A 25,212-nucleotide genomic window follows, 5' to 3' on the forward strand; every position below is an offset into this window, starting at 1 on the left:
AGTGATCTCATTGAGCACTGGAGGTGATGAATCGTGGAACTCAGACAGCTGGAGTACTTCCTCGCGGTCGCCGACGAGTGTCATTTCACGAGGGCAGCGCGCCGGATGCACGTCTCCCAGTCGGGCCTGTCCGCGTCGATCAGGGCGCTCGAAGTGGAGCTGGGCGCGCCGTTGTTCCTGCGCACCACCCGCCAGGTCGAGCTGACCCAGGCCGGGCGTGCCCTGCTGCCGGAGGCGCGCCGGGCCCTGAGCAGCGTCGAGTCGGCGAGGGACGCGGTCGCCGCGGTGCAGGGGCTGCTGCGCGGCACGTTGTCCGTCGGCAGCCTGCAGTGCCTGCACGTGGTGCACCTGCCCGCGGTGCTGGCGCGGTTCCACGAGATCCACCCCGGCGTGGAGATCAGGATGCGCCAGTCCGGCAACGCCGAACTGGTCGAGGAGGTCCGGGCGGGCCGGCTCGACCTCGCGTTCGTCACGAGGCAGTCCAAGATCGCGGACGACCTGCGGGTGTCCACGTTGGCCAGCGAACCGCTCATGCTCGCCTGCGCGGTGGGAAGTCCGTTCGCCGACAGGGACTTCGTCGGACTGGAGGAGCTCGCCGGGCAGGCTTTCGTCGACTTCAACCCGGACTGGGGCACGCGCGACGACGTCGACCGCATGCTCGCCGCGGCCGGTGTCGAGCGGCACGTCGCCGTCGAGGTCAACGACGTGCACTCGCTCCTGGACTTCGTCGGGTTCGGCCTGGGGGTCGCGCTAGTCCCGCAGTCCTTCGTCGTCAAGACGAACCGCGCGTGCTTCATCAGCCTTCGCGGCGACCTGCCCGTTGCCGAGACCGTGGTCGTCACCGGCAACACCGTCAGCGCCGCCGCGAGCGTCCTGCTGGACATGGTCGGAGAGGCCAAGTCCGGCCGCCTCCGTGTGGCCGGTTAGCGGCCAGTCGTTCATGAGCCCCCGGAACTGCGTACCGGGCAACAACTTCAGCTCACCGGAGAGCCGGGCCGGTCGTCGCACCGACGGGTGGATGAACGTGCCGACCTCCGCGTTCAGCTCGACCAGGCCCGCGAAGGTCGTCTCCTGGAACGAGATCCCGCCCTCGAACCGCCCGCCGGTGAGGTCGAGCCTGCCGTGGAACGCGCCGCCGGAGAACAGCGTGGGCTTCTGCACGTGCATGTTGCGCAGGTTCGTGATGCCGTAGAACCGCGCGCGCCGGGCGACGAACCTGTTGACGTGCCTGCCGTCCAGCGAGAAGTACTCCAGCACGGCACCGGTGAGGTCCAGGTTGAGGTGGTCGTGGTCGTCGCGGTCGCCCCACGACAACGTGTCCTTGATCAACCGTTGAGCCGTCAGCCGGACCTGGTGCTCCAGCCGGATGTCCTGGTCCACCTCCAGGAACACCTGGTCCGGGTCCTCTGGCTTCGCCTGGTGGGCCGGGTGTTCGAAGGGGCGGCGCAGGTACGCGCACAGCACGTCGATGACGGTCTGCCGATAGCGCGGAGTCGACTTCGCCAACCACGCCAACGCGTGCATCGCGCCCACCCGCACCTGGTCCGCCTCGTTGCCGAGCAGTTCGACGGAACGGGCGAACCGTTCGTCCGCCACCTTCTCGCTCTCCAGGCTGTGCCGGGATTCCTCAGTGCGGCGGCGTTTGTCGTTGAGCCACAACGCGTACAGCGCGACCACAGCGCCACCCGCGACACCCGCCGTCTTCACGATCTCGACCGGGGGCGCCTTCACCAGCCACAGCGCCACCCCCGTCACCCCCGTCGTGATGAGCGCGGCGACCACCGCCACCAGCCAAGGTGCACGCACTTCAGTTCCTCCACGCTTCGGGTAGCTCGGCCTTCGTCGCGAACGTACAGCCGTCCGCCTTCACATCCGTCCACTCCGAGCCCTTGAACTTGGTCTCGCCCAGGAACTTCGACTCGGTGAGCACCGCGAGGCCGCGCGCCTTGAACCGGCTGAACCACGCCTTGCCGCGGACTTCGGTGTGGTGCATGTAGAACCGGCCGGTCGACTCGACCTCGGTGAGGTAGACGTCGCCGTGGATCACCATGTGGTGGAACGCGTTCGCCTCGTTCAGCCGGGCGACGCGCATGATCAGGTCGCCGACGTGCCGGTACGACAGGTCCATGTACTCGAGGTGCGCCTTGGTGAGGTTGAGGTCGTAGCGGACCGGGTCCTTCTCCTCGACGCGCGGCAGCAGGTCCTCGATCAGCCGCTGCGAGGTGAGCCGGACCTCCAGCTCGATCTCGTTCTGCACGGCGTCGAAGTCCTCCAGGTCGTCCTCGTGGTGCTGGAACGGCCGGCGCAGGTAGGCACAGAGGATGTCGAGCACGGTTTGCGTGTATTCCGGCCGGGACTTCGCGAGGCCGGCCAGCGCGTGCATCGCGCCCACCCGGACCTGGGCCGCGTCGTGCCCCAGCAGCTCCACGGCGCGCGCGAACCGTTCGTCGGCCACGCGCGACCTGTCGTGCTCGATGCGCTGGCTCTCGAGCTCCTGGCGGGCCTCCTCGACCTTGCGTCGCCGGTCGTTGAGCCACAGCGCGTAGAGCGCCACGATCGCGCCGCCCGCGAGGCCGCCGGTTTTGATCGCCTCGTGCTTGGGCGCGCCGGGGTCGATGAGCAGCAGCGCGCCGCCGACCAGCGCGAACGCGCCGAGCGACGCGAGAATGGTCAGAAGCAGCAAACTTTGTGCGCGGCGGTGCTTGCGTGCACCGGCGGCCGGCAGGAACCTCACGAGATCGGCATTCTGCCAAGCAGGCGGTGTGCCAGGCTGACTTATCGGCAGATGATTGGGTTGAACTGTCCGAACTCGAACGGGGTGAGCGGGTGGAGCGGCCGAACTGGGCGCCGGGGGACATCGACCTGGAACGGCCGAGCGTCGCACGCGTCTACGACTACTGGTTGGGCGGCGCGCACAACTTCGCCGCCGACCGCGCCATCGCGCAGAAGACCCTGGAGACGATGCCGCAGGTGCGCAGCGTCGTGCTGAACCACCGCGCGTTCCTCGGCCGGGCCGTCCGCTATCTGGTCGGCGCCGGTGTCCGGCAGTTCCTCGACCTCGGTTCCGGCATCCCGACCGTGGGCAACGTGCACGAGATCGCGCAGACCACGAACCCAGACGCCCGCGTCGTCTACGTCGACATCGACTCGGTCGCCGTCGCGCACAGCCGCTCGCTGCTCACCGGCAACGACCGGGTGAGCGTGCTGCAGGCCGACGTCCGCGACACTGCGACCGTGCTGGCCGCGCCGGAGGTCGCCGAGCAGCTCGACTTCGCCGAGCCGATCGCGGTCCTGATGATCGCGCTGCTGCACTTCGTGTCGGACGAGGACGACCCGGAGAGCATCGTCGGCGACTATCGCGACCGCCTCGCTCCCGGCAGCTTCCTGGCGGTCTCGCACGCCGGCTACGACGAGTCGGACGAGGTGCCGGCCGCGTCGCGGGAGGCGCGCAAGATCTACGACCGCGGCGTCACCTCGACGACTTTGCGCAACAGGGCAGAGGTGACCCGCCTGTTCAAGGGCTTCGAGCTGGTCGAGCCGGGAGTCGTGCGCATTCCCGCGTGGCGCCCGGAGTCGGTGGACGACGTCGAGGAGTTCGGCGGAGCCTTCCCGGGCTTCGCGGCAGTAGGCCGGAAGGCGTAGAGGTGACGACTCACGGCGACCGCCCGTATGCTGCGCGTTCGTGGCGTTAGGGCCGAGCAGATGACCGAACGGGTTGACCAGCGAGTGCGTGAGGATCGCTCTCCTTTGGACCCGGCCGTTTTGGCCGGTGCCAAGTCGTTCGCGCGCAGCTGGGCCACGGCGGTGATCGGGTCGAGCTACGTGCCGATGACCCGCGCCGAGGTGGCGCAGCACCTGCAGGACCTCACCGAGATGCTGGTCGAGGCGCTGTTCGCGAGCCCGTTCCGCACGGCACCCGGCTACGAGATCGGCTCACGGCTGGTCGACGCGCACTTCACCGGCACCGACACGCTGGGCCGCACCGTCCAGCTGCTCGGCGACGACCTGCTGACCGAGCTGGGCTTCCCCGGCGACGACCGCCTGCAGTCCCGGCTGGCCGCGCTGCAGGGCGGGCTGGCCGCCGGATACGCCCGAGCGCTGCGCGAACGCACGCTCGCTGAGCAGGAGGCGATCAGGGCGGCCGTCCTGGACGCCCGCGACCAGGCGGAGTCGATGCTGCGGGCCTCGGAGGCCCGGTTCCGCGCGATGTTCACCGAGGCCGCGATCGGCATCGGCATCGCGGACATCGACGGCCGGATACTGGACGTCAACCAGGCATTGCAGGACATGCTCGGGTTCAGCGTCGAGGAGATGCGCCAGTACAACGTGCGCGACCTCATGCACCCCGAGGACGCGGGCAGCGTGTGGCGGCTCTACGACCAGCTCATCGCCGGCGAGTGCGATCACTACCGCGCCGAGAAGCGCTTCCACCGGGCCGACGGCGAACAGGTGTGGACGCACCTGACCCTGTCCCTGGTCCGCGACGACCACGGCGAGCCGCAGTACCAGGTCGCGATGATCGAGGACGTCACCGACCGCCACCTGCTGCAGAACCGGCTGCGCTACCAGGCGCTGCACGACCCGCTGACCGGCCTGCCGAACCGCGCGCTGTTCCTGGAACGCCTCGGCCGCGTGTTCAACAACAGGGCCAGGCACGTGCGAGCCGGCCTCTGCTACCTGGACCTGGACGGCTTCAAGGTCATCAACGACTCGCTGGGCCACGACACGGGAGATCAGCTCCTGGTCGAGGTGGGCCGCCGGCTCGACCACTCGGTGTCCGGCGAGGGCAAGCTGGTCGCGCGCATGGGGGGCGACGAGTTCGTGATCCTGGTCGAGGGTTCGGCCGGCGAGCAGGACATCGTCGACGTGGCGGACCGCGTGCTGACCGAACTGGAAGCGCCGATCCGCATCGCCGGCCACGAGCTGTCGGTCTCGGCGTCCATCGGCATCGTCGAACGCCAGCTCTCCGGCACCACCTCCGCCGACCTCATGCGCGACGCGGACATCACGCTCTACTGGGCCAAGGCGGACGGCAAGGCGCGCTGGGCGCTGTACGACCCGGAACGCAACGCCCGCGAGGTGGCTCGGTTCACCCTGTCCGCGACGATGCCGCGCGCGTTGGAACGCGGCGAGTTCTACGTCGAGTACCAGCCCCTGGTGCGGCTGGAGGACTCCACCGTCACCGGCGTGGAAGCCCTGGTGCGCTGGCAACACCCGGAGTTCGGCCGACTGGCGCCGGACCGCTTCATCGAACTGGCGGAGGAAACCGGCCTCATCGTCCCGTTAGGACGGTGGGTGCTGCGCAAGGCGTGCGAGGAAGCGCGCCGCTGGCTGGTCGAGTTCGGCGACGCGGCACCGTTCGTGTCGGTGAACCTGGCCGTGCGTCAGTCCCGCGACCCCGAGCTGGTCCGCGACGTCAAGCGCATCCTCGACGAGTGCGCCCTGCCGCCACACCACCTGCAGCTGGAACTGACCGAGTCGGCGATCATGGGCACCGCGGACGAGCCGCTGGAAGCGCTGCGGGCGTTGTGCGACATGGGTGTGCGCATCGCGATCGACGACTTCGGCACGGGGTATTCGAACCTGGCCTACCTGAAGCACCTGCCCGTGCACGAGCTGAAGATCGCGGGCTCGTTCATGGAGGGCCTGCGGGCGGAGAACGAGGAAGACCCGGTCGACTCGCAGATCGTGGCGACCCTCGTGCAGCTCGCGCACGCGTTGTCGTTGGGCGTGACGGCGGAGGGCGTGGAGACGCCGGCTCAGGCAGCCAGGTTGCTGCGGCTGGGGTGTGACACGGGGCAGGGCTGGTTCTTCGCCCGGCCCGGTCCGCCGGAGAACATCGACAGCCTGTTGCGTGGTGATCTCTAGCTCGGGGAACTCCCAGTGCCATGAAGTCATTGGCCCTGGTCGTGCTCCTGCTCGTCACAATGACTCCGGTCGCCCGTGCGGCCCCCGACGTAGTGCCGCTGCCCGCTGACAAACAGGCGTTCGGTACGGCCAGGTCCACGGCGAGCCCGGTCTGGTTCACGCTCGGCCACCAGGGCCTGTCCGAGATCTTCCACCCTGACCTGAGCACGCCCGCGACCCGCGAGACCCGGCTGCTGGTCGACGGAAAGCCCGGTCAGGCGTACACCGAGCCCGCGGACGACAGGTCGCTGACGTTCCGCCAACGGCTGCGCGGCGACGGCTGGCGGGCTGAGATCACCTACGTCACCGATCCGCGGCGGGCCGCCGTGCTGGCGGACGTGTCCGTCAGGGCCGAGCGCCCGGTCCGGTTGTCGATCGACCACGTGCGGATCAAGGGTTCCAGCGACGTGGCCGGCTCGTTGCCCACCAACCCGGTGCGACGCGCGAAAGGCACGTTCGCGGTCGGGTTCGGCGATGGCGTCGCCCAGGCCGCTCTGAACCGCGGGTTCGCCTCGGCGGCGCGGGAGTACGCGCGGGGCTGGCACACCTACCTGGACGGGCTGAAGCGTCCGAAGTCGGCGGATCGGCGCCTCTACGACCAGTCGGTGATGGTGCTGGCCGCGACCGAGGACAAGGCCAACCCCGGCGCGTCGATCGCCTCGCCGAGCTTCCCGTGGGCGTTCGGGTTCGACCGGGAGCTGGCACCGGAGCTCGGCCCGTACGCGCTGGTGTGGCCGCGCGACCTCTACCACGTGTCCACGGCCATGATCGCGGCTGGAGATCGCGGGTTCGCTGGGCGTGCCCTGGACTTCATGCTCCGGAAGCAACAGCGGCCCGACGGCCACCTGCCGCAGAACACGCGGGTCGACGGCACGCCGGTGTGGACCAAGGTCCAGCTGGACCAGACCGCCGCGCCCCTGCTGCTGGCCCACCAACTGGGCCGCCACGACAAGTCCACAGTGGACTCACTGCGCCGCTCGGCCGACTACCTGCTCGCCTACCCGAACTCGCCGTTCAGCGAGCAGGAGCGGTGGGAGAACCAGGACGGCTACTCGCCCGCCACGATCGCCTCGGTCGTCGCGGGTCTGGTGTGCTTCGCGGACCTGTTGCAGCGCAACGGGGAGAACGCCGACCGCTACCTCACCGCCGCCGACGAGTGGCAGCGCAAGGTGGAGAGCTGGACCGCGACCAAGACCGGGCCGTACTCGCCCAAGCCGTACTACCTGCGGCTGACCAAGGACGGAAACCCGGACGCGCCGACCAAGTACAACCTCGGCGACAACAACCCCACCGACATCGACCAGCGGGCCGTGGTGGACCCGAGCTTCCTGGAACTGGTGCGGCTCGGCGTCAAACGCGCCGACGACCCGGTCATCCGCAACACCGTCGCGGTCGTGGACCAGCAGCTGAAGGAACAGGGCTACTGGCACCGGTTCACGCAGGACGGCTACGGCGAGACCGCGGACGGCAGGCCGTGGGGCATCAACTGGCCGACGCCGACCCGCACGTACGGCCGGCTGTGGCCGTTGCTGAGCGGTGAACGCGGCGAGTACGAGCTGCTCCTCAACGACAAAGCGAGTGCCGCCAAGCGACTCAGCCAGATCGCGGCAACGGCGAACAGCGGCCTCATGCTGCCCGAACAGGTGTGGGACGGCCGGGGAACCACCTCGGCCACCCCACTCGCCTGGACGCACGCGCAGTACGTGCGGCTGGCGTGGTCGCTCGACCGAGGCACCCCGGTCGAGCGACCATCCGTTGTCGTGCGGCGTTACCTCAGCTGAAGGACTTCTTCGCCACGTTGTGGCCGGAGATCTCCACGACGGGCTGCGCGGAACCGAGCGACGAGCTGCGGTACTCGGCCTTGAGCGTGAGGGTCTCGCCGGGCCACAGCGTCACGTAGTTGTCGCTCCACTGCGTCGGCAGCACCTCGGCACCGCCCTGGCCCTTGCGCAGCGACGCCCGCACGAAGAACGCCACGGTGGTGCCGGTGTTCTTCAGCGTCACGGTGGTCTGCTGCTTGTCGTCACCGACAGGGGTGGTGGCGACGGTGGAGGTCACCGTGCCGGGCTTCAACGTGTTGAGGCCCTTCAGGTCGGCGTAACCGGACTGCGGCGTGTGGTACCAGGTGGAGCCGCCGTAGTTCAGCGTGTCGGCCTTGGTGGACAGCCAGTAGACGTTGCGGTCCACCACGTTGCCGGCCGCGTCCTTCAGCAGCAGGCGGACGAAGTACGTGGTGGAGAGCCCGGACGGCTGCGGCAACGAGCCGACCTTGGTCGGGCCGTTGGCCGTCGCGTTCACGTTGCGCGTCTCGTCGGCTTTCTGCGTGCCGTCCAGGTTGAACAGCGTGACCTGCAGCTTGTGGTTGTTCGCGTTCTGCAGGCTGGTGTTCATCACGGCCAGCGACTTGTCGTCGTAGGAGTACTGGGCGTGCAACGGACGCAGGCCCGTCTTGGCTCCGAAGTACGAACCCGCCGTGGCGAGGTAGTAGTCGTACAGGTGCCAGTACAGGGTCGGCCACGCGTTGTTGAGCATCCAGTAGATGACGCCCGTGGACGGGTTGCTGGAGTCGTTGAAGTTGTCGCCGAACGCCTCGAACTGCGAGCGGTTCGTCTCGTAGTTCGCGAGCTGCGCCTTGCGGACGAAGTCCTCGACGTTGGTGGGCTTGCCGTAGCGGTTGTCGAGCGCCGTGCCCCAGAAGGTGAGCTTGTTGAACGTCGACGACGGAGACAGGTGGTACTGCGTCGCGTTGTAGTCGGTCAGCTTGCTGATCTCGCCAGAGGAGAGGAACTTCTTGAGCTCGTCCATCTCCGGGATGGTCGCGCCGGGACCGATCTCGGACGCGAAGCCCGCCGCGCCACCCTTCTGCTTGTTGAACCAGTAGACCGGCGGCTCCCACCAGTACGGGCCGTCCATCTTCATGCCGGGGTTGCCCAGCTGTGGTGAGCTGATGTTCTTCGCCGAGGAGATGACCGGCAGGTTCCACTCGGCCCGCTTCAGCGCGTCGAGGTAGATCTTCTCCAGGCCCGCACCCGGTGCGGCGTCGGAGCCGATCATGAAGCCGATCATGCTCGGGTGGTTGCGGATGCGCTTGGCCTCGCTCTCCGCGGACTCACCGGCGACGCGGTTGTCCTCGGCGTCGAACGTGTCGTACTTCTCCCACTTCGAGCAGCACTCCCAGCCGGTGAGCAGCATGATCCCCAAGCGGTCGGCCAAGTCGTAGAGCTCGTCGTTCTCCGGCTTGCCCTCCAGCCGGATGGTGTTCATGCCCATCGCCTTGACGAGGTCGAGCTGGTCCTCGATGTAGCGCAGGTCGGTGCGCAGGAACAGGTCCGACGCCCAGCCGCCACCGCGGACCAGGAACGGCTTGCCGTTGATCGTGAACTGCCGGCCGCTGCCGCGGATGCTCGACGTGACCTCGCGGACGCCGAAGGTCGTCTTCGCCGTGTCGGACTCGGCGGTGCCGACGTTCGCGGCGAGCGTGGCCAGGTAGAGCGGCTGCGCACCCATCTGGAACGGCCACCACACCTGCGGGTTCTGCAGGTCCTGGGTGAACGTGACGGTCTTGGTCTGGTTCGCGGTCAGCTGCACCTGCTGCTTGAACACCTGGCCCGCGACGGTCGCGGTGACCTCGGCGGTGACCGCCTGGCCGGTGTTGTTGCGCGCGTCGACCTTGGTGGTGATCTTCGCGCTGCTCAGGCTCGGCAGCGGCAGGTCGGAGTCGACGCGCAGGTTCCGCAGCGAGACCGGGCCGCTCGGCGTGAACTGCACGTCGCGGAAGATGCCCTGGTTGCGGTCGGGCGGCAGTTGCGCCCAGTCGATGAAGTGGATCAGCAGGTCGTTCTGCGGGTCGGACGACGACGCCCTGATCGCCAACGCGTTGTCGCCCTTGCGCAGCAACGAGGTCACGTTGAACTCGTGCGTCGGGTAGGCGCCGACGACCGTGTCGGTGCCGGCGACCTTCGTGCCGTTGAGCCAGATCTCGCCGCGGGAGATGATGCCGCCGTTGAGCTTGAGGAACGTGTTGACGCCCGGCTGCGGGTCGGCCTGGAAGACCTTGCGGTACCACCACGGCACCTTGAAGTCGTTCGGGTTGGCCTGCTTGAGGTTCTGCGAGTAGTTGACGTCCGGGTACTTGTTGTTGGCGATCAGGCCCGCCATCACGGTGGACCGCTTGGGCACGGTCAGCCAGCCGGCGTCCGAATAGGCTGGACCGGAGATCACGTTGCCGGCCTGCGTGGCCGTGGCGCTCGACTGCATGCGCCAGTCCGGGATGGTGGAGGTCGTTCCTGGGCTCGCGGCCACCTTGAGCGCCGCTCCCGTGCCGGGCACGGGACCCGCGTTGGCTGATGTTCCTGGCACCAACAAGGCCAGGCCCACCGCCGCCACGACCAGTGTCGGTAGTGGTCGGTTGCGCAGCATGTCGCTCCTCGACGCATCGGGGCGGCGGCGCTTCGGGGTATCGTAAAGAAGGTTTCCTTTTTGTGAGGTCACCGGCAATGCGCCTTACGGGTGACGCGGGACACATCGTTCGCCACACTCCGTGCCCGGCCATCCGATACGTTTGCCTTCATGCTTCGACTTGCCGTCCCGTTCGTGCTGGCAGCGGTCCTGACCGGGTGTTCTTCGCAGCAACCGGGGACGCCCTCCGCGGGAGATCAGACCGGCGCGGCGCCGACGACCGGTTCTTCGGCCGGGACTGCGCCGGTGGACAGGCCCAAGGCCGTCGACATGAAGACGCTGGACCCGTGCTCGCTGGTCACGCCGGAGACGAAGGCCGCGCTCGCCATCCGCACCGTGCAGTCGGCTCCCGTCGACGCGGACTACGGCGAGGGCAGCAAGGCGTGCGGCACCAGCTTCGAGGACCGGAACTTCACCTGGGGCATCCACACGGTGGTCAACGGCGGTGTCGACAGGCTGAAGAGGACGGTCGGCAAGGAGAGTCAGCTCACCGAGCTCAAGGTCGCCGGTTACCCCGCCTACCTCGCGAAGGGCGAGTCCGGCGCCGGATCTCCCCAGTGCGAGATCTACTTCGACGCCCACGACGAGCAGTTGTTGCTGGTTTCGGTGATCGCGGGATGGGGTAGTTCGGCCACTGCGGACAGTGCGTGCGAGAAGGTCAAGCCGCTCGCGGAGGCCGCGGGGGCGGTGCTCGCGAAGAAGTGAGTAGAAGTACCCGGCTTGTACCGGGAACCGGTCACTCGCGTCATGCATCAGAGCTAAAGTCGTTCCAAATGCACACGCGGCCCAAAACTGGGGGGCCGTACTGAGGAGGGTGTTCCGTGTATCTCGCGGACGGTGGCGGCAGCTCGTCGCCTCCTGAGTTCGGTCAGCGCAAGCTCAAGGTGGAGCCGTCTGCGATTCCGCAGGCGAGGAAAGCCTTCGAGCACGCGCTCGACGAGTTCGACAACAAGATCAAGAACGCGATCGAGCAGCTCCCCACGAAGCCGTGGGCGCAGGACCCGATCAGCAGTGAGACCTCGAAGGCCTTCAACGAGCAGACCTCGGAGAAGGCGCTCGCCGCGATGAAGTTCTACCGGGAGCAGCTCGTCGGGGTCATCAGCCAGCTCACGATGATCGAGGCGCAGTACCGGCAGACCGAGGGCGACAACGAGGCCATGTGGGGCAAGCACCTGCGGGACCGGGACTGAGAGGGGGCTGACCGATGACTGACCACCGTTTTCAGGGGTACGCACACCCCGAGCTGTACAAGATGATCAACTCTGGTCCTGGCGTCTCCGCCTCCATCCCGGTGGAGCAGGGCTGGAAGACGATCGCGGCCACGCTCGCCCAGATCGACGCCGACCTGCACGCCGGGCTGGCGAAGATGGGCGCGGACTGGGAGTCCGACGCCGCCGACGCCGCCCAGGGCGCGCTGTCGCCGTTGGCCCAGTGGGCCGGGTTCGCCGAGCAGGGCGCCACGACGATGGAGAGCTCCGCGCGCTTGCAGGGCGAGTTCATCGCCGACGCGCGCAAGAAGATGCCCGAGGTCGTCCCGATCACCACCGAGAAGCCCGGCTTCATGGACATGGCGGTCGGCGCGCTCACGGGTCCGGTCGGCATGGCGCACGTCGTGGGCCAGCAGATGGACCACGAGAAGCAGGAAGCCGCCGCGGACAACGCCGCGGCCCAGGCCGTCAAGGTCATGGAGGACTACCAGTCGGACAGCCGCTGGAACTCCTCGACGCTCGGTGAGTTCCCGCAGCCTCCTCAGGTCGTGATCGACACGCCGCCGCCCGCCGACACCGGCACCGGCAGCACGCGGGCCGGCTACACCTCGACCGGCACGCACTCGCCGTCGGGCAACACCGGCACCACGAACCCGTCCTGGACGACGCCGCCGGCGACCACGCAGCAGGTCTCGACCGGCTGGACGCCTCCTCCCACGGACACCACGCACACGTCGTGGACGCAGCCGACGCCGCCGCCCGCGCCGCCGATCCACACGCCGCCGCCGACGAGCCTTCCGCAGCCGACCCCGCCGCCCACCGTGACGCCTCCCGGCGGACCGGTGTTCACCCGGCCGACCACGGGCACGCCCGGTGGCGGTTCCGGTGGTGGCCGCGGTGGTCAGCTCGGCAACGTTCGCGGTGGTCAGCTCGGTTCCGGCAAGGCGTTCGGCCCGATGTCCGGCTCGCTCGGCACGTCCGGCCAGCAGAACGCGATGAAGCCCGGCGGCCTGTCCGGCATGGGTGCCGGTCCGGACGGGATGCGCGGCGGTGCCGCCGGCTCCGGCGCGGGTGCCGCGGGCAAGGGCGGTGCCGCTGGTGCGGGTGCCGGTGGTGCGCACGGCCAGAAGGGCGAGGGCGAGGACGACCTCGAGCACAAGGCAGCGGACTACCTGGTCGAGACCGGCGACGTGTTCGGTGACGACCGCATGGTCGCGCCGCCCGTCATCGGAGGCTTCACGGAGTGAGCTTGTTCGGCGGCCCGGCGGAGAGGGAGCCGATCACTCTCTCCGCCGAGGAGTTCGACGTGCTGTGGGACCGGATGAACGTCGGTCCCATGCCGCTCGTGCTCAAGGTTCCCACTCCCGGTAAGACGCGGGACGAGCGCATTCAGCTCGAAAACCGCGTCTACCAGCAGTTGGATCACCGCCGCCTGGGCAACTCGCGCGGGCTTTCGTCCGAACTGGACGGACTGCTGCGCATGTTCGTCAAGCCAGAGCGGGAGGCGGACGGCCGCCTCTGGCTCGGGCACAGCCTGCGGGTCCTCGCCGTCGCGAACGGCGACTGGGGCGCGCTGGCGACGTTGCGGGACGATCAACTGACGTTCCAGCCGTGGGCGGGCTCCGGGCTCGCCTCCGCGGTGCTCTCGATGCTGCCGTCCCACCCCGCCGGCACGGGCCTGTCCGTGACGCTGCCCAGCGCCGACATCGAGAAGGCGATCTCGCAGACCGACGGGTCGCCGAAGTCGATGGAGGCCGCGTTCCGGGGCATCGGCCTGCGCGAGGACGACGCCAAGGCGTTGATCAAGATGTTCACCGGCATCGTGCACACCGGGAACTTCGGTGCCGCGGCCAGGGACAAGTACGGCAAGCGCTGGCGGCCCGAGCGCGTGGTCGCGTTCTTCGACACCGAGGAAGGCCGCTACCTGCAGCAACGCCGTGCCTCGAACGGCCAGCCGCCGTGGAGCACGTTCACGCCGACCGACGCCCGCCGGATGATGCACCAGGTGGACGAGCTGATCTCCGAAGCGGTTCGTTCCGCAAGCGGCTGATGTCTGGTTTGATCTGACCACCGCCGCCGTGGCCAAGACCCCTTGGAGACGGCGAAATGAACATCGACAGACGGCGATTCCTGCTGGCTACAGGGGTCGCACTGGTCGGGACGTCAGTGATGACGGGGACTGCCTCGGCAGCGTCCTCCGCTTCGCTGTGGCAGGAGTTCGTTGCCAACCCGTACAACCACCCGCAGATCCCGAACATCGCCTACGCCGGCTACCGGATGGGCGAAAAGCCTGCTCACCGGCCTGTTCTGGCCAATGTGCTGTTCTTCGGCGCGCGCCGGGACGGCTCCGCCGACGCTTCCGCCGCGATCAACAAGGCGATCGAGTTCGTCGGCCGGCTGGGCGGCGGCACCGTCTACGTGCCACCGGGCCGCTACCGGATCGACGACATCATCCGCATCGGCTACGACAACGTGGTGCTGCGCGGCGCGGGCAGCAAGAAGACGACCTTCTGCGCGACCCGGTCGCTGGAGGAGATCGTCGGCATCAACCGCAGCCGGTACGGCTCGGAGAACTCGGCCTGGAGCTGGTCGGGCGGCCTGGTGTGGGTGTGCCACCGCGACCGCTACCAGCCGCTGGTCGACGCGATCAAGGCGAAGAAGTGGCCGTTCGAGGGCTGGACGGGCAACGAGCTGGAGCAGGGGTCGACTCTCACCAACGTGACCGGTTCGGCGGCACGTGGTGCGTTCGTCGTGACTGTCGAGAATGGACGCAAGCTGCGCGCCGGCCAGCGCGTTCTGTTGCGGCTGGACGACTCCGAGTACTCGCTGCCGAAGCACATGTGCGGTGATGTCGCCGGTACGACGTCCTACAAGTGGGACGACAAGGACAAGCTCCTGTCGTACTTCCCGTTCCTGTGGCCGGTGGGGGTGGAGTGGGTGCGCGGCAACAGGGTCAAGCTCGCGCAGCCGTTGCCGCTGGAGATCCGCCCGGAGTGGAAGGCGCGGCTGACCACGATGGCGCCGGTCGTCACGGGTGCGGGCGTCGAGGGCATCAAGATCGAGATGTTCAAGGTGCCGACGCCGAGGCACCTGCAGGACAAGGGGTACAACGGTCTCGCGTTCCAGTGCGCGTGGGACTGCTGGGCCGACGACGTGCACGTGCAGGACGTCGACAACGGCTTCCTCCTGGTGTCCTCAAAGGGAATCTCGCTGCTGAACACGCGTGTGTCCGGCCGCGGTCACCACCACGCGTACGCGACGCGCGAGCAGTCCCACGACAACCTGACCGACGGGTTCGTGATCGAGGCGCCTTCGGAACCCTCGCAGGCGGGCGCGGGCAACCACGGCCTGAACGTCGAAGGCCTGTCCTGCGGCAACGTCTGGACTCGCGGCCACATGGACCACGACGTCTTCGACACCCACCGCGGTCTGCCGTTCGCCAACGTCCGCACCGAGATCACCATCAACAACGTTGGTGCGCACGGCGGCAGTGCGAACGCCGGCCCGTTGTACGGCGCCCGGTTCGCGCACTGGAACGTCACCGTGACGAACCAGCGCGCCGGCAACGTCCGGATCGACCAGGTCGCTCCGTGCAGCGCGACCGTGGCGATCTCCGAGGTGCGCGACTTCGGCCAGATCGACAAGCCGGACTTCATCGGGCCGTTGAACTCGCGCCTGGAGCTCTACGGCACCACGGATGTCACGCCTCGCAACCTTTACGACGCGCAGAAGCGGTTGCGTCGCTCATGAGCTAGCGGCCCGCATCACTCCTGGCAGCGATCGCGTCACGTCGTCCAGGTCGGTGGGGAGCACCAGGTTCTCCACCGACCTGCTGATGCGTCGGGTCCAGCCCTGCCCGGTGAGCTCCAGGCGGTACGACAGGAAGTCGAGCCCCAGCGGTGCCGGGCCGGACAGCAGCAGGTGCTGGCCGTAGGTGCGCCCGGCCTGGCCCAGTGTCCGCAGGACGTCCAGGAACTCCGGGGGCACCTCGGCCAGACCGTCCACGCAGACGAGGAGTTCCGGCAGCGGACCGAGTTCCGCACCGTTGGACCGGGCCGCGCGATAGTCCCAGATGCTCCGGTAGCCGTTGGCCGCGAGCGTCCTGGTGCGTTGCTCGTGGTCTTCCAGCAGGTCCACGGCCCGCACGTGCGGTGCGTCTGCAAGGCCGTCGAACACCGCGGCGCCGTGGAGGGCGATCAGGACGACCTGCAGCTCGTCCGGCGAGTGCCGCAGCATCTGACCGAGAACCAACGCGCGCAGGGCTTCCGCACGTCGTTCGGCCGGGGCGACCACCTCGCCGTGCGGTCCCATTCCGTCTTGCAGGGCGCTCGACTTGAGGTCGATCTCGACCGGCTGGCCGTACACGTCCGCGCCCACCGCGACCCGGTACTGCATGGCGATCGGGCGTGGCCGCCACGCGTGCGGCTGGTCGAACCGGTTGGGCATGTCGTGCAGGGTGAAGAAGTCCGGCGGCGGCTCGTCCTGGTGCATCAGCAACGGCAACGACACAGCCATCTCGTCGAGGTCCGCGGGCACCGTGCAGTCGTCGATCTGCAGTTCCGCTGCCTCGTGCGGGCAGTCGAGGAGCAGCTGCATCCCCGACTGGCCAACGTCTTTGGCGATGATCGCGAGGTCGGAGGCGAACGAAGGTTCCGCGGCCTTGATGTCCTCGAACCCGGTGACGCAGACCAGGAGTTGCGGCAGCACCTGGTCGAAGCCGCGGTGGTGGAAGATCGTCCAGGTGTTGCCGACGACCTCGAGCCGGCGCTGGGACTCGGCCAGCAGCACGTCCGCGAGCCGCCCGGGATTCCGTGCCGCGTTCCGATGATGTGCCTGCACGTGCGGTGCCTGGTCGAGCCCCGCGAACACGTCCGTGTCGTGCGCGTCGATGAAGATCGCCTGGAACATCTTGGGCGACTGGGTCGTCATCAGGCCCAGCACCAGGCTCCGGAACGCGTCCGGCGCGGTGACGCTGAGGTGTGATCCGGTGCGCCACTTGCCGTCGACGAAGTGGGTGAGCTCGACGACGACCGGCTCGCCGTTGCTGTCGAGACCGATCGGAACCTTCCACCACCGGCCCTTCCACGCGAGGGCCCTGGTGAAGGTGCTCAGGCCGTGCAGAGCGAGGAAGTTCAGCCGCACCAACGATCGCAGGCCTGTCGGCACGTCGCTCAGCGCACCGGCCCTGATGATCACCTGGGCGTTCCTGGCGGTCGCGGCGATCCAGCGCACGGAGTCCGCGAGACCCGGATGGCTTGCCGCGCAGAGCTTCCAGTCGTCGATCAGGAGGGTCGCGCCGGGTTCGCCACCGCGCTCGAACCACGTCAGCAGGTTCTGGCAGCGGCGGTGGTCAGCGGGGTCGAACGACACGTTGACCGGCTCGGGCGGGGTGCCGCGGCCGATGCGGTAGATCTGCCCGGTCACGTGACCGCGATCTGGACGGCGGCCTTGTCGTGCACGGAAAGCCCCATGCCGGGCAGGTTCGGCACGTGCGCGGCGCTGCGGCCGTTGATCAGCGAGGTGTCCGGGTCGTCCAGGCGGAGCTCGATGCCGAACGCCAGGCTGTCCCTGATGAACGGCGGCACCTGGTCCCAGGTGCGTGCGGTGACGACGATGTGGCGTTGCGGGTCAAGGGGTTCGCCGGGCCCGTCGAGCAGCTGGTACGCGCTGAGATCACCGAGAACGGTCGCGAGCGTGCGCAACGTCGTGGACTTGCCGGTGCCGGGCGCGCCGACGATGGCGCCGTGCCGCAGTTCTGGCGTGAAGTCCGGGACGAACGGGTCGATGCGGTGTTCGTACGGCTTGTCGATCAGCCCGACGGCACCGGGCGGGAGCATGTCCAGCGTCAGTGGATCGCCCAGCGGTGGAAGCATGATCTCGTAGGCGAACCCGCCGCCGGCGACGTCCGGCAGAACGTCCAGCATCTCGGCGAAGTCGTAGGTGGGAGTGGCGAGCGGCCACTCCGGGAGTTCGTGCGGAAGCCCTTGTGGCACTTCGCCTGCGAACATGACGTGCACGCCCAGCACCCGGCCGGCCCGCATGCCCATCAGCAGTGCCGCGAGGAACTTCGGCTCCCTGGCGATGAAGGCGTTCGCGCCCGACACGCAGACGATCAGCTCCGCGACCGGGTCGAGCGGGGCGCCGTTCATCAGCGCCTTCCGGTAGTCGTTCAGGCTCTTGAACTTCCCGGCGGTGTGCACGATCTCCTGGCGCCGGTTGATCTCGCCGTAGAACGCGTCCAGCAACCGGACCACCGTCGCGTCGTCCGCCGCCGGCGTCATGGTGTGCGCGACCTGGGACATGAAGGCCAGCGGCTCGAACACACCGCTGCCGTCGCCGTCGATGAGCAGGTACTGCACGTGGTCGGCCGAGTGCGTGACCAGGAAGCCCAGCAGCAGACTCAGCAGCTGGTCCGGCGTGCCACGATGCACGGCACTGCCCAGCGCGAGCTCGGCGTTGACCGGCCACCCCCGGTCATCGACCCCGGCGGCGGCCCTGAAGTCGTTGCGCTGCCACATGTTGCTCAGATCGGCCTCGATCTCGTGCAACGCGAGGAAGTCCGTCGGCTCACCGAGCAGGTGCTTGCGCAACCGGTCCGGCACATCAGCCCACCTCCGCGCCGTGACGACGACCTGTACGCCCCGCGCGGGCCCGAACGCCGCGATCCACTCCACCGTCCCGCCGAGCCCAGGATCCTGCCCGGCGCACAACGCCCAGTCGTCCACCAGCAGCACCGCCCCCGACGGCGCCCCGCGCTCGAACCAGTCCAGCAGACTCCGGCACCCCGACTGGTCGGACGGATCGAACGTGGCCGCGACGGGCAACGGGTCGGCACCCCGCCCGATCCGGTAGACGGCCAGGTCCGGCGCGGCCGCGAGAGCCGCCGTCAACCGCTCCCTGGTCGCCTGCCCGGGACCGACGACGGCGAAGTTCCTCATCACCGCCCACATATACCAACAGCCCAGGGACCGCCGCTGCCCCTTCGCTAATGTGGGCGACGTGCCAGCCAAAGCCGTGGACCCAGCCGAGATGCGCGCCGCCGTGCAGGCCGTGCTCCCCTGGCTGCGAGGCGAGGCCGACCAGCCGGAACGCCCTGTTCTGGCCGCCGCCGTCCGGCTGAGCCTGCGCACCCTCGAACAGATCGCACCGGGCCGTACCGTGGAAGTCCGCGTGCCGCCGTTCGCCGCCGTGCAGTGCGTCGAAGGTCCGCGTCACACCCGCGGCACGCCCCCGAACGTGGTGGAAACCGATCCCCGCACCTGGCTGGAACTGGCCACCGGAGACCTGGCCTGGTCCGACGCCCTGGACGGCGCCCGGGTCACGGCGTCCGGGACCCGAGCGGACCTCTCACAACTGCTGCCGGTCGTGCGCTTCTAGAACCAGGACCCGACCGTCTTGATCGCACCGCCGACACCGTCGACGACGTCCCGCCCGACCTCCACCACGTTGCCCACGGTGTCGACCACGACGTCCCCGGCATCGCTGGCGACCTCCTTGGTCGTGTCCCACGCGTGGCCGGCCGCGTCGCCCCAGTTGCCCTGCGAGATGTCGTCGACGACCTGACCGCCTCCGCGCCAGACGTCCTCGCCCATGTCCACGACTTCCTTGCCCGTGTTGACACCCCAGTCGATGACGGGCCCGACGCCCGGCAGGTCCGAACCGGGCACCTCACGCGGCGTGGGAGCGTCCTGCCAGCGCTGCTCGCTGACGTCGCCGCCGTGCCCGTTGGCGATCTTCGCGAGGTTGTCGAGCGACTCGGAACCCTTGTCGTAGTAGGACGAGTGGGCGTGTCCGATACCGCTCTCGCCGGACGTGCCGAACGTCTTCGCCCCGAACGACGAGTCGTACGGACCGGTCGACGACCCGTCCTTGGTGAACCAGTCGCCACTGGTCGCCTGGATGACCGGGTCGTGTTCCGTGCCACCGACGTAGACGTGTCCGTTGCCGGCCGACAGCTGGTCCACGTTGGACGCACCAACGCCTGGTGAGCCGACGAACGCGATGTCGTCCGCCTTCAAGCCGTTGTCCATGGCGGAGTACCCGACGACCGTGCTGCCGTAGCTGTGGCCGATCACGGTGACGTGGGCGTTGGGGTTCGCGGTGCGGTAGCCCTCGACGTCCTTCGCGAGGATCGCGCCACCCTCGCGGGCCTGCGCGGGGTCGTTCACCTGACCGGGCAGGAACTCCGGTGCGTCATAGCCGAGCCACTGGATCGCGGCGCCGTCCGGGCCCATCTTCGCGCTGAGGTTCGAGGCCTGGTCGAGGCCGAAGCTGCTGAGCGTGGACGTGGTGCCGGGCACGCACACCGCGAGGTTCTTCGCGGTGTCCGGGTTGCCGAACGCGACGGCGATCGCGCCTTCCTTGGCGCCGGCGCCGTCCGGGCTCCACGCGAGCACGTACGCCTTCTTGCCACTCTCAGCGCCCAAGTTGTCGGCCTTCGTCAGGGCACCGACCGCGTCGTCCGCGTTCTTCGCCCGACGTGCCGCTTCGTCGTACTGCGACATCAGCTGCGAACCCTGGGCGTCGTTGCGCAGAGCGCGCTGGCCTTCCGGCGAGTTCGGGTCGACGCCGAGCTCGCGTGCCCGGTCGGCCACCTGCTGCTTGAGCTGGTCCTTCTCCGCGTTGAACCGCGCCGCGTCCTCGGGGATCCGCTTGCGGTTGGCGTCGTTCAGCACGTCCGCCGGCAGCCCGCGGAGCTGGCCGAGCTCCTGGTACTTGGTGTTCTTGAGCGCTTCCTGCTGGTCCTTGCTGAGCGACTTCCACCAGTCGGCAACCGCCTTGGGGTCGCTGCCCGGCGGCGGAACCGGAGGAAGCGCACCGCCCGCACCACCGCGCTGGGCGGCGCGGTCCCATCCGCAGTCCGTGCGTGCGGACTCCTCGAACCCTGGCGGGATCTTGGTGAGAGCACCGGCGTAGGTGCGCAGAACGTTGTCGTAGCCCGACTTCACCTTGTTCAGGTGTTCGTTGACCTGGTTCGCGAGCTGGCGGGTCTGTGCCTCGTCCATGCCGGGCGGGCGGCCGCGCCACACGCCGATCGCCTGGTCGGCAGCGCCGCGCATCTGGCCATAGGCCCGCGAGGCGGCCTGGACGATGTCGACACCCGCACCGAGTCGTTCGACAGCGGCCTTGGCGGCGCGCGCGGACAGTTCGGCGCGCGCGGTGAACTTCGTCGCGGCGTCGCCGGTCCAGTTGCTGACCGCGGTCTTGCCACCGTTGGCGACGGACTCGCCCGCGCGCCCGACCGCGCTGATCGCGCCGGTAATGGGGTCGGCAGCGGCGGCGATGCGGCCTGCGTCGCCCGAGGCGAGCTTGCCGTAGAGGCTCTCCGGATCCGGGTAGCTCACTTGCCGCCCCCAAGTCCCCCGAAGAGCTTCGTCAGTGCGGCCGCGTGATCTTCGTCCGTGCGCTGGTAGGCATCGGCGTTCGACACCAGGCCCTCGGCCGCGTCCGTGATCCAGGCGGAACCACGCTGCAGGTCCTGGGAGTGGGTGCCGACGAACTTCGACAGGGCGTCCGCGAACTCCGCGGCGGCGTCGACCTCCCCGAACGCGCCCGCGTCGAGCTGGAGCATCGAGATCATCTCCGCTGCCTCGCGCACCGCGTCGGAGCCGTTGCCGAACTCCTTGGACGCGTTGCGCAGCAGTTCGGGCTCAACGCCGAACATCGCCACCCCCTGGTTGGTCTCTGATCCATGCGACGCAGAAGCATCATGGCCGGTTCCCCACTCACGCGTGGGACGTTTCCGGCACGATGTCGCTCATGGTGCAGACAGGGTGGACGGCCCAGCGGTGGACCGCTGTGTTCATCGAACAGGCGGAGATGTTCCGCAAGGCAGTGACGGAAGCAGACCCCACCGCCGAGGTCCCGACACGTCCTGGCTGGACCGTGCAGGACCTCGTCGTGCACCTCGCACGCTTCCTGGAGACCTCCACCGCCTACCTGAGCACCGGCAGCCGCACCGCGATGCGGCCACCGCCTCCGCCTGCCGGGCTGGCCCCGCTCGAATACCTCGACCTGCAGCTGACCGCGGCCGGCGAGATTCTGACGGCTGTGCCGGGAAACCGCCCCGTCTGGACGTTCTCGGCGGCTGCGCCTGATCTCGCCTGGGTGTGGCACCGCCGGATCGCGCATGAGACCGTGCTGCGCCGGTTCGACGCGCAGACGGTCGTCCGGCAGGTCGTCGCCACGGACGCCGACCTCAGCGCCGACGGCATCGACGAGGTGCTGACCACGATCGTCGCGGCGAAGCTCGACGGCGACGTGCCGAACACGGTGTCCGGCAGCGCCGTGGTGCGACCGACCGACGTGCCGGAGTCGTGGTTGATCTCCCTGGCGGCGGACGAGGTTCCCGAGGTCCGTGCCGCGGCCCCCGGCGAAGAGGGTGACGCGCAGGTGACCGGTGAGGCCGAGCTCGTCTACTTCTGGCTCTGGAACAGGATGAACTTCAAGGAGATGACCGGCGACCGGCGCGTGCTGGACGTCCTCCAGGTCGGACGGGGGCACTGATGCGCAAGCTCGCGATCGTCCTGCTGAGCTGCCTGGCGCTGTCCGGCTGCGCTTCCTCGTGGGATGGCGAACTCCGGTACAAGATCGTCTCGATCGACAGGAGCAACGCCCCGACCGAGTACTTCGAGCTCGAGTTGGTGGGCGATCCCCCGAAGGGCCTGCTGTGGCAGGACGGCCTGACTCCCAAATTCGAGGTGCCGAGCCGCGTCGGCGGTGGCGCGACCGTCGGGGACGAGGTTGTCTGCACGGCCAAGCAGGAGGAAGGCAGCCCGTTCGCGCACTGGTCCAAGGACACCAAGCTGAGCGGCTGCAAGAAGGCTTGATGCGCAGGACCGTCGTGGTGCTCGCGGCCAGCCTTCGGCGGCTTTCGTACCTCAACGGGATCCCGCTGCAGCTCTCGAAGTGCCGGATGGCATGAGTTTCATCACCTCACCAGGGGTCTGGAGGGGGTAGTTCACCCGTTGCTCCACTTACACTCGGGTTGCAGCCAGCCCCATCGTGAGGGAGCCAATTCGGTGGTCGACGACCATTCCCAGTCCGAACAGGAACCCCGTGAGGAGTGCGGCGTCTTCGGCGTCTGGGCTCCCGGTGAAGACGTCTCCAAGATGACCTACTACGGGCTCTACGCCCTGCAGCACCGCGGCCAGGAGGCAGCGGGCATCTCCGTCGGTGACGGGTCCCAGGTCGTCGTCTTCAAGGACCTCGGACTCGTGAGCCAGGTCTTCGACGAGCAGGTCCTGCAGTCGCTCAAGGGCCACGTGGCCGTCGGGCACTGCCGTTACTCCACCACCGGCTCCACGACCTGGGAGAACGCGCAGCCCACGTTCCGGACCACGGCCGCCGGGTCGGGGCTCAGCCTCGGTCACAACGGCAACCTGGTGAACACCGCCGAGTTGCTGGAGAAGGTCAAGGAACTCGGCATCTCCAGCCGCAACGGCGCCACGACCGACTCGGACATCCTCACCGCGCTGCTGGCCCACGCGGCGGCCGACAAGGGCATCGAGCAGGCCGCTCTGGAGCTGCTCCCCACGGTCAAGGGCGCCTACTGCCTGACCTTCTCCGACGAGTCCACGCTGTACGCGGCGCGTGACCCGCACGGCGTCCGCCCGCTGGTGCTCGGCCGGCTCGACCGCGGCTGGGTCGTGGCGAGCGAGACCGCGGCGCTCGACATCGTGGGCGCGAGCTTCGTGCGCGAGGTCGAGCCCGGTGAGCTCATCGCGATCGACGAGGACGGACTGCGGTCCAGCCGGTTCGCGACCCCCGAGCCCAAGGGCTGCATCTTCGAGTACGTCTACCTGGCGCGGCCGGACACGACGATCTCCGGGCGCGGGGTGCACGCCACCCGCGTCGAGATCGGCCGCCGGCTCGCCAAGGAGCACCCGGTCGAGGCCGACCTGGTGATCCCGGTGCCGGAGTCCGGCACGCCGGCCGCGATCGGATACGCGCAGGCCAGCGGCATTCCGTACGGGTCGGGCCTGGTCAAGAACGCCTACGTCGGCCGGACGTTCATCCAGCCGTCGCAGACCATCCGTCAGCTGGGCATCCGGCTGAAGCTGAACCCGTTGCGCGACGTCATCCGCGGCAAGCGGCTGGTCGTCGTCGACGACTCGATCGTGCGCGGCAACACCCAGCGCGCCCTCGTCCGCATGCTGCGCGAGGCCGGTGCGCTCGAGGTGCACGTGCGGATCGCGTCGCCGCCGGTCAAGTGGCCGTGCTTCTACGGCATCGACTTCGCCTCACGGGCGGAGCTCATCGCGAACGGCCTGGACGACGACGGCATCCGCCGGTCGGTCGGCGCTGACTCGCTCGGGTACGTGTCGCTCGAGCAGCTCATCGCCGCGACCGAGCAGCCCAAGACGAGGCTGTGCTCTGCGTGCTTCGACGGCGAGTACCCGATCGAACTGCCGCCGGACGCGCTCATCGGCAAGCACCTGCTCGAGGGCCTCAAGGGCGTGGCGGGCTCAGCCGCCCCCGTTCTGGCCAACGGCTATGGTGCCGAGGACGCACTCCGACGCCCCTGATTTTGGGTGCGTCCCTGAGCCTCCCAGAACCAAGTGGAAGAAGTTGACGTGACCGACAGCGCCAAGGCCACCTACGCCGCCGCCGGAGTCAGTATCGCCGCAGGTGACGAGGCGGTGGAGAAGCTCAAGCCGTGGGCGGCCAAGGCGCATCGGCCCGAGGTGCTCGGTGGCATCGGCGGGTTCGCCGGCCTGTTCCAGCTCAAGCTCGACCGCTGGAAGGAACCGATCCTCGCCTCCTCCACGGACGGCGTCGGCACCAAGATCGCGATCGCCCAGGCGCTCGACAAGCACGACACGGTCGGCATCGACCTGGTCGCGATGGTCGTGGACGACCTGGTCGTGTGCGGTGCCGAGCCGTTGTTCATGCAGGACTACATCGCGGTCGGCAAGGTCGTTCCCGACCGGATCGCGTCGCTGGTCAAGGGCATCGCCGAGGGCTGTGTCCAGGCCGGTTGCGCGTTGCTCGGCGGCGAGACGGCCGAGCACCCCGGCCTGATGGGCGACGACGACTACGACATCTCCGGCACCGGCGTCGGCGTGGTCGAGCAGTCCAAGCTGCTCGGCCCCGACCGGGTCCGCGACGGCGACGTCGTGATCGCGATGGGCTCGTCCGGCCTGCACTCCAACGGCTACTCGCTCGCCAGGCACGTGCTGCTGGAGATCGCGCGCATGCCGCTCGAGGGTCACGTCGAGGAGTTCGGCCGCACCCTCGGCGAGGAGATGCTGGAGCCGACCAAGATCTACGCCAAGGACTGCCTCGCGCTGATCGCCGAGACGGAAGTCCGCGGGTTCTCGCACGTCACCGGTGGTGGCCTCGCCGCGAACCTGGCCCGCGTGCTGCCGGAGGGCCTGCACGCGAAGCTCGACCGCGGCACCTGGACGCCCGCGCCGATCTTCCAGCTCATCGCCCAGCGCGGCCGCGTGGAGCGCGAGGAGATGGAGAAGGCGTTCAACATGGGCGTCGGCATGGTCGCCGTCGTCGCGCCCGAGGACGTCGACCGCGCACTGGCCGTCCTGACCGCACGCCACGTGCCGGCGTGGGTCCTGGGCGAGATCACCAAGTCGCCCGAGGGCGGCGCCGCACTCGTCGGCGACCACCCGCGTTTCTGAGG

20 protein-coding genes are annotated in these 25,212 nt (G+C 68.9%); 14 read left to right on the forward strand and 6 right to left on the reverse strand.

The features are described 5' to 3' along the window. Nucleotides 1-33: 33 nt before the first annotated feature. Complete coding sequence (locus tag SK803_RS07340) at nt 34-927, forward strand: LysR family transcriptional regulator (protein ID WP_406601493.1); 894 nt, start codon at nt 34-36, stop codon at nt 925-927. An 880-nt stretch (nt 928-1,807) separates the two neighbouring features. Here the strand turns inward: SK803_RS07340 and SK803_RS07350 are convergent. After that, on the reverse strand, nt 1,808-2,734 hold the full coding sequence (locus SK803_RS07350) for a hypothetical protein (protein WP_319965010.1): 927 nt from the start codon (nt 2,732-2,734) through the stop codon (nt 1,808-1,810). Between the two features lie 92 nt (nt 2,735-2,826). On the opposite strand from SK803_RS07350, the gene SK803_RS07355 reads away from it, so the two are divergent. Genes SK803_RS07355 through SK803_RS07365 form a run of 3 tightly spaced genes read left to right on the forward strand, consistent with a single transcriptional unit; the run spans nt 2,827 to nt 7,688 of the window. Beyond that, nucleotides 2,827-3,642, forward strand: coding sequence for an SAM-dependent methyltransferase (locus SK803_RS07355; RefSeq protein ID WP_319965011.1), 816 nt, complete (start codon nt 2,827-2,829; stop codon nt 3,640-3,642). 60 nt (nt 3,643-3,702) lie between these two features. Further along, nucleotides 3,703-5,868 carry a putative bifunctional diguanylate cyclase/phosphodiesterase gene (locus SK803_RS07360; RefSeq protein ID WP_319965012.1) on the forward strand — a complete coding sequence of 722 codons (2,166 nt, stop codon included), beginning with the start codon at nt 3,703-3,705 and terminating at the stop codon, nt 5,866-5,868. A 20-nt stretch (nt 5,869-5,888) separates the two neighbouring features. Continuing rightward, a complete protein-coding gene (locus tag SK803_RS07365; protein WP_319965013.1) occupies nt 5,889-7,688 on the forward strand; it encodes a glycoside hydrolase family 15 protein in 1,800 nt (599 codons plus the stop codon). Here SK803_RS07365 and SK803_RS07370 read toward each other — a convergent pair. Further along, nucleotides 7,681-10,326, reverse strand: coding sequence for a glycoside hydrolase family 2 protein (locus SK803_RS07370; RefSeq protein ID WP_319965014.1), 2,646 nt, complete (start codon nt 10,324-10,326; stop codon nt 7,681-7,683). The two genes, SK803_RS07365 and SK803_RS07370, sit on opposite strands and share 8 nt — an antisense overlap. A gap of 150 nt (nt 10,327-10,476) precedes the next feature. Between SK803_RS07370 and SK803_RS07375 the strand changes: the two genes are divergently transcribed. The 5 genes from SK803_RS07375 (at nt 10,477) to SK803_RS07395 (ending at nt 15,323) form a co-directional block, all read left to right on the forward strand. Continuing rightward, nucleotides 10,477-11,070, forward strand: a complete 594-nt coding sequence (locus SK803_RS07375; protein WP_319965015.1) for a DUF3558 domain-containing protein — start codon at nt 10,477-10,479, stop codon at nt 11,068-11,070. 116 nt (nt 11,071-11,186) lie between these two features. Then, on the forward strand, nt 11,187-11,555 hold the full coding sequence (locus tag SK803_RS07380) for a transcriptional regulator (protein ID WP_319965016.1): 369 nt from the start codon (nt 11,187-11,189) through the stop codon (nt 11,553-11,555). Between the two features lie 14 nt (nt 11,556-11,569). Next, on the forward strand, nt 11,570-12,820 hold the full coding sequence (locus SK803_RS07385; RefSeq protein WP_319965017.1) for a PPE domain-containing protein: 1,251 nt from the start codon (nt 11,570-11,572) through the stop codon (nt 12,818-12,820). Further along, entirely contained in the window at nt 12,817-13,623 is an 807-nt protein-coding gene (locus SK803_RS07390) for an ESX secretion-associated protein EspG (RefSeq protein ID WP_319965018.1), read from the forward strand. Before SK803_RS07385 ends, SK803_RS07390 begins: the two co-directional genes overlap by 4 nt. A gap of 119 nt (nt 13,624-13,742) precedes the next feature. Continuing rightward, the gene (locus SK803_RS07395) at nt 13,743-15,323 is read left to right on the forward strand and encodes a glycosyl hydrolase family 28-related protein (RefSeq protein WP_319965019.1); all 1,581 of its coding nucleotides are present in this window, start codon (nt 13,743-13,745) and stop codon (nt 15,321-15,323) included. Here the strand turns inward: SK803_RS07395 and SK803_RS07400 are convergent. Continuing rightward, a complete protein-coding gene (locus tag SK803_RS07400; RefSeq protein WP_319965020.1) occupies nt 15,318-16,997 on the reverse strand; it encodes an FtsK/SpoIIIE domain-containing protein in 1,680 nt (559 codons plus the stop codon). The two genes, SK803_RS07395 and SK803_RS07400, sit on opposite strands and share 6 nt — an antisense overlap. Then, nucleotides 16,994-18,511, reverse strand: coding sequence for a hypothetical protein (locus SK803_RS07405; RefSeq protein ID WP_319965021.1), 1,518 nt, complete (start codon nt 18,509-18,511; stop codon nt 16,994-16,996). The genes SK803_RS07400 and SK803_RS07405 overlap by 4 nt, the downstream gene beginning before the upstream one ends. A 91-nt stretch (nt 18,512-18,602) precedes the next feature. Here SK803_RS07405 and SK803_RS07410 point away from each other — a divergent pair, with 91 nt between their 5' ends. Then, nucleotides 18,603-18,950, forward strand: coding sequence for a sterol carrier family protein (locus SK803_RS07410; protein ID WP_406601496.1), 348 nt, complete (start codon nt 18,603-18,605; stop codon nt 18,948-18,950). On the opposite strand, the gene SK803_RS07415 is transcribed toward SK803_RS07410, so the two are convergent. Beyond that, entirely contained in the window at nt 18,947-20,917 is a 1,971-nt protein-coding gene (locus tag SK803_RS07415) for an alpha/beta hydrolase (RefSeq protein WP_319965023.1), read from the reverse strand. The genes SK803_RS07410 and SK803_RS07415 overlap by 4 nt on opposite strands. Further along, nucleotides 20,914-21,237 carry a type VII secretion target gene (locus SK803_RS07420; protein ID WP_319965024.1) on the reverse strand — a complete coding sequence of 108 codons (324 nt, stop codon included), beginning with the start codon at nt 21,235-21,237 and terminating at the stop codon, nt 20,914-20,916. The genes SK803_RS07415 and SK803_RS07420 overlap by 4 nt, the downstream gene beginning before the upstream one ends. 95 nt (nt 21,238-21,332) lie before the next feature. Between SK803_RS07420 and SK803_RS07425 the strand changes: the two genes are divergently transcribed. The 4 genes from SK803_RS07425 to purM all read left to right on the forward strand — a co-directional run bounded on the left by SK803_RS07425 (nt 21,333) and on the right by purM (nt 25,210). Then, entirely contained in the window at nt 21,333-22,079 is a 747-nt protein-coding gene (locus SK803_RS07425) for a maleylpyruvate isomerase N-terminal domain-containing protein (protein ID WP_319965025.1), read from the forward strand. Then, complete coding sequence (locus tag SK803_RS07430) at nt 22,079-22,402, forward strand: hypothetical protein (RefSeq protein ID WP_319965026.1); 324 nt, start codon at nt 22,079-22,081, stop codon at nt 22,400-22,402. The genes SK803_RS07425 and SK803_RS07430 overlap by 1 nt, the downstream gene beginning before the upstream one ends. Before the next feature lie 192 nt (nt 22,403-22,594). Beyond that, a complete protein-coding gene (purF, locus tag SK803_RS07435) occupies nt 22,595-24,100 on the forward strand; it encodes an amidophosphoribosyltransferase (RefSeq protein ID WP_319965027.1) in 1,506 nt (501 codons plus the stop codon). Between the two features lie 48 nt (nt 24,101-24,148). Further along, nucleotides 24,149-25,210, forward strand: a complete 1,062-nt coding sequence (purM, locus tag SK803_RS07440) for a phosphoribosylformylglycinamidine cyclo-ligase (RefSeq protein WP_319965028.1) — start codon at nt 24,149-24,151, stop codon at nt 25,208-25,210. The last annotated feature ends 2 nt before the right edge of the window (nt 25,211-25,212 follow it).

The sequence above is a fragment of the Lentzea miocenica genome (assembly GCF_033949945.1).
GTDB lineage: Bacteria > Actinomycetota > Actinomycetes > Mycobacteriales > Pseudonocardiaceae > Lentzea > Lentzea miocenica.

Coding starts and splice junctions, on each gene's coding strand:
- SK803_RS07430 (WP_319965026.1), top strand. CDS start 22,079: ATGCGCAAGCTCGCGATCGTCCTGCTGAGCTGCCTGGCGCTGTCCGGC.
- SK803_RS07395 (WP_319965019.1), top strand. CDS start 13,743: ATGACGGGGACTGCCTCGGCAGCGTCCTCCGCTTCGCTGTGGCAGGAG.
- SK803_RS07385 (WP_319965017.1), top strand. CDS start 11,570: ATGACTGACCACCGTTTTCAGGGGTACGCACACCCCGAGCTGTACAAG.
- SK803_RS07360 (WP_319965012.1), top strand. CDS start 3,703: ATGACCGAACGGGTTGACCAGCGAGTGCGTGAGGATCGCTCTCCTTTG.
- SK803_RS07420 (WP_319965024.1), bottom strand. CDS start 21,237: ATGTTCGGCGTTGAGCCCGAACTGCTGCGCAACGCGTCCAAGGAGTTC.
- SK803_RS07370 (WP_319965014.1), bottom strand. CDS start 10,326: ATGCTGCGCAACCGACCACTACCGACACTGGTCGTGGCGGCGGTGGGC.
- SK803_RS07405 (WP_319965021.1), bottom strand. CDS start 18,511: ATGAGGAACTTCGCCGTCGTCGGTCCCGGGCAGGCGACCAGGGAGCGG.
- SK803_RS07375 (WP_319965015.1), top strand. CDS start 10,477: ATGCTTCGACTTGCCGTCCCGTTCGTGCTGGCAGCGGTCCTGACCGGG.
- SK803_RS07410 (WP_406601496.1), top strand. CDS start 18,603: ATGCGCGCCGCCGTGCAGGCCGTGCTCCCCTGGCTGCGAGGCGAGGCC.
- SK803_RS07365 (WP_319965013.1), top strand. CDS start 5,889: ATGAAGTCATTGGCCCTGGTCGTGCTCCTGCTCGTCACAATGACTCCG.
- SK803_RS07425 (WP_319965025.1), top strand. CDS start 21,333: ATGGTGCAGACAGGGTGGACGGCCCAGCGGTGGACCGCTGTGTTCATC.